Origin of the sequence: Streptomyces sp. NPDC003038 (genome assembly GCF_040611115.1) — a bacterium.
Classification (GTDB): Bacteria; Actinomycetota; Actinomycetes; order Streptomycetales; family Streptomycetaceae; genus Streptomyces.
Genome location: NZ_JBEXNN010000002.1, coordinates 194,975 through 210,162 on the forward strand (window position 1 = coordinate 194,975; position 15,188 = coordinate 210,162).

The following is a 15,188-nucleotide window of genomic DNA, read 5'->3' on the forward strand; positions in this document are numbered from 1 at the left end:
GATGAGCGACCTCGCGCTCGACCTCGGCCAGCTGACCGCCATCGACATGCACACCCATGCGGAGATCTCCAAGGACGGCCACGGAGCGCTGAGCCCCGAGCTGTTCGGCGCCTCCGAGCAGTACTTCAAGGCCCATGGGCACCGGCAACCGACCATCGACGAGATGGCCGCTCACTACCGCGAGCGCCGCATGGCCGCGGTGGTGTTCACCGTGGACGCCGAGCACGCCACCGGCCACCCGCGGATCGCCAACGAGGAGATCGCCGAAAGCTGCGCCGCCCACCCCGACGTCCTCATCCCCTTCGCCAGTGTCGACCCGCACAAGGGCCGGGCCGGAGTACGCGAGGCCCGCCGCCTGGTGGAGGAGTACGGAGTACGGGGCTTCAAGTTCCACCCCAGCATCCAGGCCTTCGCCCCCAACGATCCGCTCGCCTACCCGCTGTACGAGGCCATCGAGGAACTGGGCGTACCCGCGCTCTTCCACACCGGACAGACGGGCATAGGCGCCGGCGTCCCCGGAGGCGGCGGCATCCGGCTGAAGTACTCCAACCCCATGCTGGTCGACGACGTCGCCGTGGACTTCCCGCAGCTGCGGATCATCCTGGCCCACCCGTCGTTCCCCTGGCAGGACGAGGCGCTCGCCGTGGCCACCCACAAGCCGCACGTATACATCGACCTGTCCGGCTGGTCGCCGAAGTACTTCCCGCCGCAGCTGGTGCGGTACGCCAACACCCTCCTCAAGGACAAGGTGCTCTTCGGCTCCGACTACCCCGTCATCACCCCCGACCGGTGGCTCGCCGACTTCGCCGAACTCGACATCAAGCCCGAGGTCCGGCCGAAGATCCTCAAGGACAACGCCGCCCGCCTGCTCGGTCTGGCCCAGGACTGAAGGGGGCGCCGTGTTGAACCAAGGCATCGGCTCCTGGCCGGCGCGCCGGGCCCGCAAGACCCCGCACCGGATCGCCGTCGTGCACGAGGACCGAGCGTGGACGTACCGGGAGCTGAACCAGCGGGTGCTGCGCCTGGCTCACGCTCTGCGCGCCCTGGGAACGCGCCCCGGCGACCGGGTGGCGTATCTGGGCCCCAACCACCCGGCCTTCCTCGAAACGCTGTTCGCCACGGGTGCGCTAGGTGCGGTCTTCGTGCCGCTCAACACCCGTCTGACTGTAGGGGAGTTGGTCTACAACCTCGCCGACTCGGGAAGCACCGTCCTCTTCCACGCACCCGAGCAGGCGGAGGCCGCCGGTGCGGCGGCCGCGGCGGCGGCGGGAGTGCGCCACCGCATCGCCCTCGACGGTGCCGGTGTCGGGGCCGGGGCTCTCGGCTACGAGGAACTGCTCGCCGGCGGCGGAACCGATCCGCTGGACGAAGCCGTCGCCCCGGACGACCCCTGCGTGATCATGTACACCTCCGGGACCACAGGCCGACCCAAGGGCGCGGTCCTGTCCCATGCCAACATCACCTGGAACAGCGTCAACGTCCTGGTCGACACCGATCTGACCGGTGACGAGGTCACCCTGGTCGTCGCCCCGCTGTTCCACACCGCGGGGCTCAACATGACGTGCCTGCCCACTCTCCTCAAGGGCGGCCGCGTGGTGCTGCTCGGCGCGTTCGACCCCGACCGCGTCCTGGAGTTGATCGAGAGCCGGCGCGTGACGTACATGTTCGGCGTTCCCACCATGTACGACGCCATGGCCGCCCGGCCGCGGTGGGCGGACACCGATCTGTCCAGCCTGCGGACCCTCAACTGCGGCGGCGCACCGGTCCCCGCACGCACCATCGCCGCGTACCTGGCCCGCGGCCTGGCGTTCAGCCAGGGCTACGGCATGACCGAGGCCTCCCCCGGGATCCTCTTCCTCGACCGGGAGCAGACCTCGGCCAAAGCCGGTTCCGCGGGCGTGCCGCACTTCTTCACCGACACCCGCGTGGTGCTGCCCGACGGCCGCGAGGCCGCACCCGGGCAGAGCGGCGAAATCCTCGTCAGCGGCCCGAACGTCATGGCGGGCTACTGGGGCCGGCCGCACGACACCGCAGCCGCCTTCACCGAGGACGACGGCGACTGGCTGCGCACGGGTGACATCGCCCGGACCGACGGCGACGGGTACGCGTACATCGTCGACCGCGTCAAGGACATGTTCGTCTCGGGTGGGGAGAACGTCTACCCGGCCGAGGTCGAGGATGCGATCCTGAGCCACCCCGCCGTCGGAGAATGCGCGGTCATCGGCGTGCCCGACGAGGTGTGGGGCGAAGTCGGCCGCGCGGTCGTCGTCCTCAAGGCGGGTGTTCGTGCCGAGGAACACGACATCCTCGGCCACCTGCGGGGGCGGCTCGCCAAGTACAAGATCCCGAAATCCGTCGTCTTCACCGGCGCTCTTCCTCGTACAGCCTCCGGAAAGATCGTCAAACCCGCCGTGCGCACCGCCTACGCCGACGATGCCACCGGTCACCCCCGTCCGTAGCCCGGCTGCCCGCGCTCTTCCCCCTCCACCGGAAAGGAACCTTCCATGCCCACCACCGCCAACGGCATCGACGCGCTCAAGTCCCTGAACGGAGCCGACCTCGGCCGCACCGGCTGGCGAGAGATCACCCAGGACCGGGTGAACACCTTCGCCGATGCCACCGATGACCACCAGTGGATCCACACCGACCCGGAGAAGGCCAAGGAAGGCCCCTTCGGCGGCCCCATCGCCCACGGATACCTGACGCTGTCCCTGATCATCCCGCTCTTCAACGAGCTGCTGGAGATCACCGGCACCTCCATGAGCGTCAACTACGGCCTGGACAAGGTCCGTTTCCCCAGCCCTGTGCGGGTCGGCGCGAAGGTCCGCCTGCACGGCGCGGTCGGCTCGGTGGAGGAGGTCAAGGGCAACGGCGTGGAGATGCGGCTGGCCTTCACCGTAGAGGTCGAGGGCAACGAGAAGCCCGCCTGCGTGGCCCAGGCGGTCTACCGCCATTACGCCTGACCTACGGGACCCCACCTCTACAGGCCCTTAAGGGTTCCGCGATCACGTTGTCCTAGCTCGATCCGAAGCGTCAGCGCCCCCGATCAACGACGGCCTGTCGGACAACAGTCGGACGGCTCCCACCACACCGGGGGCCTTTGCCACGATCAAGATCCGCGACTGTCGCCACCGCTCGTGATCAACACACCTAGTCGGTGGCGAGGTTCGACAAGGGAGAGATGTCGAGGAGGTCCGCCGCCTCGGCGTCCGCCATGTCGAGCGGCGGGGCCGTGGTCGTCCGGGTCGGGGCGTCCGGGTCCGCGGTGGCGCCCGTCAGCAGGGCGAGCAGGCCCGCCACCTGGACCCCGGCCTCGGCCGGGTGCCGGAACACGGCGCCCGGGGAGATCTCGTACCGGTTGCGCCGCCCGTCACGGACGCGCCGCAGGTACCCGTCCGACTCAAGGTCGGTGACGATCGTCTGCACGGTGCGCTCGGTCAGCGCGCAGACCGCGGCGACATCCCTGAGTCGTACGGCCGGGTCCCGGGCGATGGCCACCAGGACGCGGGCGTGATTCGTCAGAAATGTCCAATTCTCGCGTCTCGACATACTCCCCATGCGTTCATGATGCGGCATTCGATTCAGGTGATGCAAGACGCGAAATGGATTTCACGTAATGCTTGACGTGTGAGCAGAAGAGGGCCAACATCTACCGCAGTCAAGGTCCCGCGCCGCAAGCCGATAAGCCCAAGGAGCGAACCCCATGCCGGTCCCTGCCCCGCTGTCCCACGCCACCACCACCACCACCACCGCCGTCGTTCCCGCGCCCAATCGGCGCGCCGAAGCCGCCCGGATCGCGGGCGTCCCGCGGATCGACGAGCCGCGGGAGGTGGCCCCCGCTGACGCGAGGGAGCTCTCGAAGGTCTTCTTCCGGCGACTGCACGAACTGACCGAGGGCACGGCGGAGTACCAGTACGTCCGCAACACCCTCATCGAGATGAACGCCTCACTCGTCCAGTACGCGGTACGGCGCTTCCGCAGCCGCGGCGACGGCGGCGACATCGAAGACATCGTGCAGGTCGGCACGATAGGCCTGATCAAGGCCATCGACCGGTTCGACCCGGCTCGTGAGAACGAATTCTCCACGCTCGCCATGCCGTACATCACAGGCGAGATCAAGCGGCACTTCCGTGACACCTCCTGGGCCGTCCGCGTCCCGCGCCGGCTCCAGGAGCTGCGCATCGACATCGCCAAGGCGAAGGAAGAGCTGACCGCCGCGCTCGACCGCTCGCCCACCGTCGCGGACCTCGCCGAACACCTCTCCCTCTCCGAGGAGGAGGTCATCGACGGGCTGGTCGCCGCCAACGGTCACACCAGCGGCTCCCTCGACGCCCCGCACGCCGAACACGGCGACGGACCGGCCGAGGCCCACACGCTCGCCGACGTCATGGGCGAGGAGGAGCCGGCCATGGAGATGGTCGAGGACATCCAGACCCTGGCGCCGCTGCTGGAGCAGCTCACCGACCGCGAGCGCCGGATGCTGCAGATGCGCTTCGGCGAGGAGCTCACCCAGGCCCAGATCGGCGCGGCCCTCGGTATCTCGCAAATGCAAGTCTCCCGGCTGCTGAGCCGGCTCCTCACTCACCTGCGCACGTCCATGCTGGAGGACCCCGCCGACCCGAAGGACGCGGCTCGCACCGCTGCGGCCCAGGTCTGAGGCCTCTCGCGACGCTGTTGGTTCGGTCACACCCCGGCCTGGGGCCCCCGCGGCGACCAGCCAGGAGGCCGCGCCACAGACGTGAGGTGGATCACCTATTTGTTTGCTGGGGCGAACATCGGGCATCGTTGCAGCTGGAGCGGACCCTCACCGACCGGGTGAACCCCCGGAGGTCAGGCGCATGCGGGCAGATCCCGTCCCGCTCCGCGGCCCGCCGGCCCGTCCGCGCGCGCCGCACCCGTTCGACCCACGAGGTGTATGTGTCCACGCTCCAAGCCGATCACGTGTACAAGGTGTTCGGAAGGCGTCCCGGCGACGCCGTCCGCGCACTCGAGAGCGGCACCGGCCGCGACGAGCTGCGCGCGGGCGGAACGACGGCCGCGGTCATCGACGCCTCCTTCCGTGTCGATCCCGGCCAGATCTTCGTCGTCATGGGCCTGTCCGGGTCCGGTAAGTCCACGCTGCTGCGCATGCTCAACGGACTGCTGGAACCCACCTCGGGACGGATCCTCTTCGACGGTGAGGACCTCACCGCGCTGACCCCGCGCGAGCTGCGCCGCGTACGGTCGAAGAAGATCAGCATGGTCTTCCAGCATTTCGCGCTCTTCCCGCACCGCAACGTCCTGGAGAACGCCGCCTACGGGCTGGAGGTCCAGGGCGTGTCCCGGGCCGAGCGCGAAGAGCGCGCCGCCGAGGCCCTGGCCCTGTGCGGCCTGGAAGGCTGGGAGAAGTCCTGGCCCGACGAGCTGTCCGGCGGCATGCAGCAGCGCGTCGGCCTCGCCCGCGCCCTGGCCACCGATGCCGACCTGCTGCTGATGGACGAGTCCTTCAGTGCGCTGGACCCGCTGATCCGCCGCGACATGCAGGACCAGCTGCTGGAGCTCCAGCGACGGCTCAAGAAGACCATCGTGTTCATCACCCACGACCTCAACGAGGCCATGCGCCTCGGCGACGCCATCGCCGTCATGCGTGACGGCCGCATCGTCCAGCAGGGCACGGCCGAGGACATCCTCACCCGCCCCGCCGACGAGTACGTCGCCTCCTTCATCCAGGACGTCGACCGGTCGCGCGTGCTCACGGCCGATGCCGTCATGGACCAGGCGCGCGCCGACGCGGACGCCTGCGCCTGCCCCACCGTCAGCGCCGACACCCCGCTCGCCGACCTCTGCGCCGTCAGCGCCCGCGTCCCGCACGCCGTCGCCGTCACCGGCCCGGACGGTGAGGTCGTCGGTTCCGTCGCCCAGGACCGGATCGTCGCCTTCATCGGAGACGAACAGCGGCCGCCGATGGCCTGCGTGGAGGTGGCAGCCTGATGCCGCGTCTGTCTCTCGGCGCCTGGGTCGACAGCGGAGTCGACTTCCTCCAGCGCCACCTGTCCTGGCTGTTCGATGCGATCAGCTCGCTGGTGACCGGCCTCTACGACGGCATCAACGTCGTCCTGTCCGCTCCCGCCCCGCTGCTGTTCGCGGGCATCCTCGCCGTCGCCGCCTGGTGGCTGCGCGGCATGCTGGCGGGCCTGCTCGCCTTCGCCGGTTTCGCGCTCGTCGACTCCGTCGACCTGTGGGCCGACGCCATGTCCACCCTGTCGCTGGTCCTGGTCGCCACGCTCGTCACGCTGCTGTTCGCGATCCCGCTCGGCATCTGGGCCTCGCGCTCCGACCGCGTCAGCGCCGTCCTGCGGCCCGTCCTGGACTTCATGCAGACCATGCCGGCCATGGTCTACCTCATCCCGGGCATCATCTTCTTCGGCGTGGGCGTGGTGCCCGGCATCATCGCGACCATCATCTTCTCGCTGCCGCCGGGCGTACGGATGACCGAGCTCGGCATCCGCCAGGTCGACGCGGAACTGGTCGAGGCCGCCGACGCCTTCGGCACCACCCCGCGCGACACCCTCGTACGCGTCCAGTTGCCGCTGGCGCTGCCCACCATCATGGCGGGCATCAACCAGGTCATCATGCTCGGGCTGTCCATGGTCGTCATCGCCGGCATGGTCGGCGGCGGAGGCCTCGGCGGCGCCGTCTACCGGGCCATCGGAAACGTCGACATCGGCCTCGGCTTCGAGGCGGGCATCTCCATCGTCATCCTCGCCATGTACCTGGACCGGATGACGGGGGCGCTCGGCCGCCAGGTCTCCCCGCTCGGCCGGCGCGCGCTGGCCAAGACACGGGCCGCCGCGACCGGCGCCGCCAAGGTGTGGAACCACCGCCCGCAGCCGGCCCTCGCCGTCACCGGTGCCGTCGTACTCGCCCTCGTGGCGGGCGGCCTGGCCACCTTCGGCGGCACGGCCCGCGAGGACGGCCCGGCGGACGCCGCGAACATCGGCAAGGGCCGCACCGTCTCCCTCGGCTACATCCCGTGGGACGAGGGCATCGCCTCCACCTTCCTCTGGAAGGAGCTGCTGGAACGGCGCGGCTTCAAGGTCGACGCCCGCCAGCTGGAGGCCGGCGCGCTCTACACCGGCCTGGCCGGCGGCCAGCTCGACTTTCAGACCGATGCCTGGCTGCCCGTCACGCACGCCCAGTACTGGGAGAAGTACGGGAACAAGCTGGAGGACCTCGGCTCCTGGTACGGCCCCACCTCACTGGAGCTGTCCGTCCCGTCGTACGTGAAGGACGTGCGCTCCCTCGCCGACCTCAAGGGCAAGTCCGGGCAGTTCAAGGGCCGGATCATCGGCATCGAGCCGAGCGCCGGAGTCATGTCGATCCTCAAGGACAAGGTCCTCAAGGAATACGGCCTGGACGCCGAGTACCAGGTCGTCGACGGCTCGACCCCGGGCATGCTCTCGGAGCTCAAGCGGGCCTACGACAAGCAGGAGCCCGTGGTCGTCGTGCTGTGGTCGCCGCACTGGGCGTACTCCTCCTACGAGTTGACCAAACTGGAGGACCCGAAGGGCGTCTGGGGCGCGGGTGACGGCATCCACACCCTGGCCCGCAAGGGTTTCGCCGCGGACGAGCCCCGAGTCGCCGACTGGCTGCGTTCCTTCAAGCTCACCGAGGAGCAGCTGACCAGCCTGGAGGCGAAGATCCAGGAGACCGGGAAGGGCAAGGAACAGCAAGCGGTTCGCGCCTGGCTGGTGGAGAACCCGGAGATCGACAAGCTGTCCTGACCTCCGAGGCGCCGGCGGGCGCGGGACCGCTCCAGGTCCCGCGCCCGCCGGCGCTTTGGTGCGTCCGGGCGGTGATTCAGCCCCGGTCAAGAACCACATCACGGGCATCTTCGGCAAGCCGGGCGTCCGCGCCGCCCCCGGGCGGTGATCGCGGTGTGCGAATCGGGCCTGGTGGCGGCGGGTGACGGGAGCGGTTGGTCACCAAGTGCCCGTAAGAAGACCGGAATAATCCTGGTGACCGCACCTCTGACCAGCCAGAACACTGGATGATTAGCCCGTGCGAACCAGGGCCGGTCCATGGCACAGTGCGATCAGCCCAACCGCACGAGCAGGGAGCCTCCATGCGCGATCCGCACTCCACGCCGCTCGCGGCCGCCCCCGAGTGCCCGCCGGAACCAGGCCCGCTGCCCTGCTGCCCGGTGTGCGCGGGCGCGCCGCAACGCATCTCCTGGCGACAGCGCCCGGGGCAGCCCGTGGTGCTGGTCTTCGACCCCTGCGGTCACCGGTGGTCCTCGCCCGCCCCGCCGGTGCTGGCGGTCACCACCCCGGCCGAAGCGCGCGAAGCCCGCGAGGGCCGGGAAGTGCGCGAAGAGCGCAAAGCCCGGCAAAGGCCCGAGGGAGGCAGGGGGCTCAGCGGCCTCAGAGAGTGAGGAAGGCCGCGATCCACTCCGCGAACGCCTCCCCGCCGGCGATCTCGACAGGCTCCAGCACGGCCGTCGGCGCCAGCACGCCCCACCGACCAGGTCACCTCCAGCAGCCGGGTCCGCCGCTCCACCGCGGGCAGCTTGTACGCGGTGGCCCAGTGCGGGTGGCGTGAGCCGCTGCCGGCCGCGGCCTGCTCACCCAGGTCGTTCAGTTTGACGAGCACCCCGTCGATCCCGAAGGGCAGTGCGGCGCGCAGGGCCGCGATGCGGTCGACGTGCCGCTGTGCCTCGGCGACCGTGGCCGCCACCGCCAGTCCGGCGGTTGTGTCGGCCGCCGTCCGGACACCCGCCGCGGCCACCCACGCCATGACCTCGGCGTGGGTGGTGCCCGGCAGTTCCGTCCCGCCGTCGAGCTCGACCGCGTCGAAGGCCCAGAAGGTCATCTGCACCGTGTACGGGCGCCTCTTGGCCCGCAGCGTGCCGGCCGCGCCGTTGCGGGGATTGGAGAAGGGCCGGCCCCGTGTTCGGCGCGCATCTCGTTGGCCCGCCGGAACTGGGCCGCCGTCAGCAGGACTTCGCCGCGCACCTCGAAGGAGACGTCCGTGGCCAGCTCGCGGGGCAGGCCGGCGATGGCACCGATCGCGTGGGAGACGTCCTCGCCGCTGGCCCCACTGCCCCGAGTGACGAGCTGGACCAGCCGCCCGTGGCGGTACCGGGCGGCGAGCGAGGCCCCGTCGAGCTTGGGTTCGACCGCGAATCCGCCCGCGACCGGCGCCCCGAGGCGCCGGAGCACCGTGCCCTCCCAGTCGAGCAGGTCCCGCGGGCAGAACGCGTTGGCCAGCGAAAGCATCGTCGGCCACCGGCGTCGGTGGCCACTCGGCGGCCGCAGCGGTCGGAGGCGGCTGTATGACCCGTGACAGCGCGGCGTAGATGTTCGAACATGCGTGAGGACAGGCCACTTCGAGCAACTTCCTTCAAAGTGGTCCACTGGAGCGCTATCTTGCCGGGTGCATGCCAAAGCGGTGTGTCCGCGATCCGGACCGCACGAGGAGCTGCCCCATGAGACTGCCAAGCATCCGCAGGAGCCCAGCCCGCCCCGCACGCCCGGCGCAGACCGGCCGGCACCGCGCGCCGGCCGCCGCCCTGCTCGCCGGCGCCCTCGCCGTCGCGGGCCTGGCCGCCGCCGGACCGGTCGCCTCCTCCGCCGCCGCAGCAGCGGCCTCCTCCGCCCCCACCGCCCCGTCGGCCCCATCCGGCGCAACGGCCACCGCCGGCACCGTCACCGGCTTCGCCCAGTCCGGGAACACCTTCACCGTCACCACGTCCAGCGGCGCCAAGGCCCGCGTCGTCGTCGCCCGCGCCGACATCTTCCGCCTTTGGCTCTCGCCCGACGGAACCTTCACCCACGACCCGGCCGGCTCCGACCTCGCCCCCACCACCGACTTCGGCTCCGTGGCCACCACCTCTTCCGACGCCGGCACCCACTACCGCATCACGACCGGCGCCCTCTCCATCCGCGTCAACAAATCGCCCCTCCAGTTCTCGGTCTACCGCGCCGACAACACCACCCTCATCTGGCAGGAGAGCCAGCCCACCAGCTGGACCGGCAGCCAGACCACCCAGTACCTGGCCCGCGGCGCGGACGAGCAGTTCTACGGCACCGGCCTGCGCCTCGGCGAATGGGCGCTACGGGGTAAGACCGTCCCGGTCGCCGTCGACAACAAGTGGCGGGAAAACGACAACGCCAGCCCCGCCCCCTTCTACATGTCCACCAACGGCTACGGCGTCATGCGCAACACGTGGGCCCCGGGCTCCTACGGCTTCCACGCGCCCAGCACCTTCACCCACAACGAGAGCCGCTTCGACGCCTGGTACTTCACCGGCGATTCACTGAAGTCCGTGCTCGACGCGTACACCGACGTCAGCGGCAAGCCCTTCATGGCGCCGATGTGGGGCTTCGAGCTCGGCAACGCCGACTGCTTCAACGCCTCCAACCCCGACTATCAGGGCGATCACAACCGCCTGCGCCACCAGACCACCCCGGACGTCGTGGGGTACGCGGCCGACGCCCGCGCCGCCGACATGCCCTCGGGCTGGTTCCTGCCCAACGACGGCTACGGCTGCGGCTACACCACCCCCCTCAAGTCGACGGTGGACGCGCTCAAGGCCAAGGGCTTCCAGACCGGGCTCTGGACCTCCACCGGTCTCGGCAACATCGCCGACGAGGTGGGCACGGCCGGCACCCGGGGCGTGAAGACGGACGTGGCGTGGATCGGCAGCGGCTACAAGTACGCCTTCGACGGCGTCCAGCAGGCCGTCGACGGCATCGAGAAGAACTCCGACGCCCGGCGCTACGTCTGGACCGTCGACGGCTGGGCCGGCACCCAGCGCAACGCCGTCGTCTGGACCGGCGACACCTACGGCACCTGGGACGACATGCGCTGGCACGTGCCCGCGATCACGGGCGCCGGCCTGTCCGCCCTCAACTACGCCGCCGGCGACGTCGACGGCATCTTCGGCGGCAGCCCGAAGACGTACACCCGTGATCTCCAGTGGAAGGCCTTCACCCCGGCCTTCATGACCATGTCCGGCTGGGGCGCGACCGGCCCCACGGCCGGTTACCAGGACAAGCAGCCCTGGCGTTTCGCCGAGCCGTACCTCTCCATCAACCGCAAGTACCTCCAGCTCAAGATGCGGCTGATGCCGTACCTGTACACGATGAGCCGCGTCGCCCACGAGAGCGGTGTCCCCAGCACCCGCGCGATGGTCCTGGAGTACCCCGAGGACCCGGTGGCACGCGGGAACCTGACCAGCGGCCAGTTCATGGCCGGTGACTCCTTCCTCGTCGCGCCCGTCGTCTCCGACACCTCCGTGCGGGACGGCGTCTACCTCCCCGCCGGGACCTGGACGGACTACTGGACGGGCCGGACGTACGCGGGCCCGGGCTGGCTGAACGGCTACCACGCGCCGCTCGACACCCTGCCCCTCTTCGTCAAGGGGGGCGCGATCGTGCCGATGTGGCCGCAGATGAACCACACCGGCGAGAAGCCCGTCTCCACCCTCACCTACGACATCCATCCGCGCGGCGACTCCTCCTTCAACCTCTACGAGGACGACGGCCTCACCCGCGCCCACCAGAGCGGCGCCTACGCCCGCCAGCGGGTCGACGTCACCGCCCCCACGGCCGGATCCGGCACGGTCAGCGTCTCCGTCGGTGCCCCCACCGGCAGCTACACCGGCAAACCGGCTTCCCGGGGCTACGAGTTCACCCTCCATGTCGCCTCCCCACCGACCGCCCTCACCGCGGACGGCGCCACCCTGGCGCGCCTGACCTCGAAGGCCGCCTACGACGCGGCCGCGTCGGGCTGGTACTTCGACGCGTCGGACCGCGCCGGGGTCCTCTGGATCAAGACGGGTGCGAAGTCGGGCGCGTTCAGCGTCTCGGCCACCGGCGTCACGCTCCCGTCGGCCGAAGCACTGCCGTCCTCCGCCCCGATCGCGCAGTCGGCCTGGTCCCTGGTCTCCGCCGACAGCCAGGAGACCAGCGCCGAGAACGGCGCCGCGCCGGGCGCCTTCGACGGGAACCCGGCCACGCTGTGGCACACCGCCTGGTCATCGGGCACGCCGGCCCCGCTCCCGCACGAGATCCAGATCGACCTCGGCGCCCGTTACGGCGTGGACGGCCTCGGCTATCTGCCCCGCCAGGACGGCGGCGTCAACGGCCGGATCGGCGGCTACGAGGTCTACGTATCCGACACCACCACCGACTGGGGCCCACCCGTGGCGAGCGGCACCTTCACCGACACGGCGGCCGTCAAGAACATCTCCCTGTCCGCGAAGAACGGCCGCTACCTCCGGCTCAAGGCCCTGACCGAAGCCGGCGGCCGCGGCCCCTGGACCAGCGCCGCCGAGATCACGCTCACCGGCCGGGCCGCTCCGTTCCCGGTCGGCGCCACCCTGGTCAACGCAGCCTCCGCGACCTGCATCGACCTGCCGCACAGCGCCACCACCCCAGGCACCGAACCCACCCTCTACACCTGCCACGGGGGCCCCAACCAACGGTGGACCCTCCAGAACGACGGCCGCCTCACCGGCCTCGGAGGCGTCTGCCTGGACGGTACGAAGTCCTCCCGCGTGACGATCCAGACCTGCGACGGCAGCGCCGGCCAGACCTGGCAGGCAGGCCCCCAGAGCACCCTGCGCACCGCCGGCCAATGCCTCGCCCCGGCCGGTTCCGCCACGGCCAACGGCACCAGGCTCACCCGTAGCGCCTGCGACGGCCGCCCGGCCCAGCGCTGGACCTTCACACCCTGACCCCGTGATGGGTCGGCACCCGTCCCCGCCTTCGCCCGAGGTCCGGACCGTGGCGAAGGCGGGGACGGGTTGCCGCCCGGGCCCTGCACCGATCTTGATTCACACCAAATCCCAAGTCAATCCTCCTCTTTGCTCTCCAGACCCAAGCGGTAGCTTGGAGGCCATGACCCTGGACGATCTCCGCGTGTTCGTGGCCGTCTGCCGCGCCGGCAGCCTCAGCGCCGTCGCCCGCGAGCTGGGCTGTACCCAGTCGGCCGTCAGCCAGCACGTCCGCAGACTGGAGAAGCAGACCGGCGCCGGCCTTCTGGAGCGCCACGCGCGCGGGGTCGTCCCCACCGAGGCCGGCCGCATCTTGCAGGCGGCCGCGGCCGAAGGCATCGCCGGCCTCGACGGCGCCCTGCGCCGCCTGGACGACCTCGTACGAGGAGTCGGCGGATCCGTACGCGTCACCACGGGCGCGACGACCGTACGGCACTTCATGTCCGAGGCCGTCGTCACCTTCCGCCGCAGCCACCCCGGGGTGAGCCTGGAGTTCCAGACCGAGAACTCCAGCCGCAGCTGCTTCGCCGCCCTCGCCGCCGACGACCTCGACCTCGCCTGGATCACCATCGGCGCCCCGGTGCGCGGCATCGAGCTGCGCCCCGTCATGGAACTGCCCTGGGTGCTCGCGGTCGGCGCCGACGACCCCCTCGCCACCCGGACCCGCATCGAGCCGGCCGATCTCGCCGGTATCCGCCACATCCGGCTGCCGGAGAACTCCGCCTCCCGCGCCCACCTCGACGCCGCCTTCGCGGAATCCGGGCTGCGGGTGCGCTCCGACACCAGCGTGGCCGACTGGGACACCGCCCTCCTGCTCGCCGAACTGGGCGTGGGCCACGCCGTCCTGCCGGCCCTGCCCGGCTGGCAGGTCCCCGGCACCGACGGCCCGCTGCGCCTCGTCCCCATCCCCGCTCTGCCGCCCCTCGCGGTCGGCTGGGCGGTCCGCCGCTGGACCGCCCTCGCCCCGCCGGCCCGCGCCTTCGCCGACGAGGTAGCCCGCAGCTGCACGGCGCGGGCCGCCGTTTCCGCGTAGGCGCCGCACAGACGGGCAGGGGCATGCGGGGGACACCGCGAGGAGGTTGTCATGGGCTCCGGCATCTGGGGATTCGGCGGCGAGTCGGGGCATGCGCCCGGTACGGATCTGGTGGGTTACAAGGTCGAAGCGACCGACGGGCCGATCGGGAAGATCGACGAGCACTCCGAAGACGTCAGCCGCTCGTACGTCGTGGTCGACACCGGCCCGTGGATCTTCGGCCGGCGGGTCGTGATCCCGGCGGGTGTCATCGCCCGTGTCGACAGCGGTGAGGAGACGGTGCACCTGTCCTGCACCCGCCAGGAGGTCAAGGACTCGCCGGAATTCGAAAGCGGTCAGCACCAGGACGACGTCGCCTTCATCCGGCTGATCGAGCAGTACTACTCGAACCACTCCTGAGAGCGCCCTCCGCGCGGGCCGAGGGGCTCTCGGCAGCGGGCTGTCCGGCTCGTACATGTCCGTTCCCGGAGAGGCGTGGAACCGTGCGCCGACCGGTGGGCCGGCCCTATACACGGGTGGGCTCAGTACGCCGCGCTCTGGGGGCTCACATCATCCTGCTCGGGCATTTCGCCCTCAGACGGGGTGGCCGGGCTGCATGTCCTCCACGTCGCTGTACCGGAGCAGCGCGGGCGTGCTCACCGCCGGTGGGGACTCCTCGACCGGGGCCAGCAGGAATCCCACGTGGTCGCCCCCCTCGATGCGCCCCTCGATCCGGCCGACGAACCAGGCACAGGCCTCATCCAGCACCGGACTGCCGTCCCGGCTCGGCCGCCAGGCGACCTGCGCGAACTTGTCCACACGGTCGCCGGTCTCACCGCCGAAGAGCTCGGCGGGCGCTCGCTGGCCGCGACCCAGCACGTGTACGGCGAGGTACGACGCACCGCGGGCGACCCGATAGGTGTAGTTCACGGTGGACAGCCACACGACGAAGCGCGGCGGGTTGATCGAACACTGCGAGGCGAATGCCACCAGGCAGCCCGCGCGTTCACCATCGGCCGCGACCGTTACCACGTACATCGGGCCGTCGAGCACCTCGGCGAAGGTGTCCAGCTGCGTCACGGTACGGCTCCCCTCGGATCCAGCAGGCGGCTACCCCGCCCATCGGCGTCGAATCCTCTCCGCTTGAGGCGCGCCGGTCCGGGCAGGCGCAGGGCGTGGCGGAGAGTGGTACGAAAAGCCCGCGTGAGAGGTGAACCGCATGCAAGGGACCACGGAGATCGAACGGACCACCGAGCCGGAACCGGAAGGCCCCGGCCCCAGGCCGTCCCGCCCGGACCCGCTTCCCCGGGATCCCGATCCCCTGGACCCGGGCGAGACACCCCGCGAACCCGACCCGGCTCCGGACCAGCCGACCCCGAGCGAGCGGCCGGCGGTACCCGAGCCCCCCGACTGAAG

12 protein-coding genes and 1 pseudogene are annotated in these 15,188 nt (G+C 70.8%); 10 read left to right on the top strand and 3 right to left on the bottom strand.

From position 1 onward, the window contains the following. Position 1: 1 nt before the first annotated feature. Genes ABZX75_RS03575 through ABZX75_RS03585 form a run of 3 tightly spaced genes read left to right on the top strand, consistent with a single transcriptional unit; the run spans position 2 to position 2,963 of the window. A complete protein-coding gene (locus ABZX75_RS03575; protein ID WP_355407392.1) occupies positions 2-889 on the top strand; it encodes an amidohydrolase family protein in 888 nt (295 codons plus the stop codon). Between the two features lie 10 nt (positions 890-899). Beyond that, positions 900-2,459, top strand: a complete 1,560-nt coding sequence (locus ABZX75_RS03580) for a long-chain fatty acid--CoA ligase (RefSeq protein ID WP_355407394.1) — start codon at positions 900-902, stop codon at positions 2,457-2,459. 45 nt (positions 2,460-2,504) lie between these two features. After that, a complete protein-coding gene (locus ABZX75_RS03585) occupies positions 2,505-2,963 on the top strand; it encodes a MaoC family dehydratase (RefSeq protein WP_355407396.1) in 459 nt (152 codons plus the stop codon). 187 nt (positions 2,964-3,150) lie between these two features. Here the strand turns inward: ABZX75_RS03585 and ABZX75_RS03590 are convergent, their stop codons facing one another. Then, complete coding sequence (locus ABZX75_RS03590) at positions 3,151-3,558, bottom strand: helix-turn-helix domain-containing protein (RefSeq protein WP_355407398.1); 408 nt, start codon at positions 3,556-3,558, stop codon at positions 3,151-3,153. A 145-nt stretch (positions 3,559-3,703) separates the two neighbouring features. On the opposite strand from ABZX75_RS03590, the gene ABZX75_RS03595 reads away from it, so the two are divergent. The 3 genes from ABZX75_RS03595 (at position 3,704) to ABZX75_RS03605 (ending at position 7,763) form a co-directional block, all read left to right on the top strand. After that, a complete protein-coding gene (locus tag ABZX75_RS03595) occupies positions 3,704-4,657 on the top strand; it encodes a SigB/SigF/SigG family RNA polymerase sigma factor (RefSeq protein WP_355407400.1) in 954 nt (317 codons plus the stop codon). Between the two features lie 260 nt (positions 4,658-4,917). Next, on the top strand, positions 4,918-5,970 hold the full coding sequence (locus ABZX75_RS03600; RefSeq protein ID WP_355407402.1) for a glycine betaine/L-proline ABC transporter ATP-binding protein: 1,053 nt from the start codon (positions 4,918-4,920) through the stop codon (positions 5,968-5,970). After that, positions 5,970-7,763, top strand: a complete 1,794-nt coding sequence (locus ABZX75_RS03605; protein ID WP_355407404.1) for an ABC transporter permease/substrate binding protein — start codon at positions 5,970-5,972, stop codon at positions 7,761-7,763. The genes ABZX75_RS03600 and ABZX75_RS03605 overlap by 1 nt, the downstream gene beginning before the upstream one ends. Before the next feature lie 499 nt (positions 7,764-8,262). Here ABZX75_RS03605 and ABZX75_RS03610 read toward each other — a convergent pair. Beyond that, positions 8,263-9,257, bottom strand: a pseudogene (locus tag ABZX75_RS03610) (hypothetical protein). Between the two features lie 209 nt (positions 9,258-9,466). Between ABZX75_RS03610 and ABZX75_RS03615 the strand changes: the two are divergent. The 3 genes from ABZX75_RS03615 (at position 9,467) to ABZX75_RS03625 (ending at position 14,192) form a co-directional block, all read left to right on the top strand. Continuing rightward, on the top strand, positions 9,467-12,721 hold the full coding sequence (locus ABZX75_RS03615) for a TIM-barrel domain-containing protein (RefSeq protein ID WP_355407406.1): 3,255 nt from the start codon (positions 9,467-9,469) through the stop codon (positions 12,719-12,721). Positions 12,722-12,884: 163 nt separating this feature from the next. Continuing rightward, positions 12,885-13,793, top strand: coding sequence for a LysR family transcriptional regulator (locus ABZX75_RS03620; protein WP_355407408.1), 909 nt, complete (start codon positions 12,885-12,887; stop codon positions 13,791-13,793). A 51-nt stretch (positions 13,794-13,844) separates the two neighbouring features. Further along, positions 13,845-14,192 carry a PRC-barrel domain containing protein gene (locus ABZX75_RS03625; RefSeq protein ID WP_355407410.1) on the top strand — a complete coding sequence of 116 codons (348 nt, stop codon included), beginning with the start codon at positions 13,845-13,847 and terminating at the stop codon, positions 14,190-14,192. 174 nt (positions 14,193-14,366) lie between these two features. Here the strand turns inward: ABZX75_RS03625 and ABZX75_RS03630 are convergent, their stop codons facing one another. After that, the gene (locus tag ABZX75_RS03630) at positions 14,367-14,852 is read right to left on the bottom strand and encodes a flavin reductase family protein (protein ID WP_355407412.1); all 486 of its coding nucleotides are present in this window, start codon (positions 14,850-14,852) and stop codon (positions 14,367-14,369) included. 139 nt (positions 14,853-14,991) lie between these two features. Between ABZX75_RS03630 and ABZX75_RS03635 the strand changes: the two genes are divergently transcribed. Next, on the top strand, positions 14,992-15,186 hold the full coding sequence (locus tag ABZX75_RS03635) for a hypothetical protein (protein ID WP_355407414.1): 195 nt from the start codon (positions 14,992-14,994) through the stop codon (positions 15,184-15,186). The last annotated feature ends 2 nt before the right edge of the window (positions 15,187-15,188 follow it).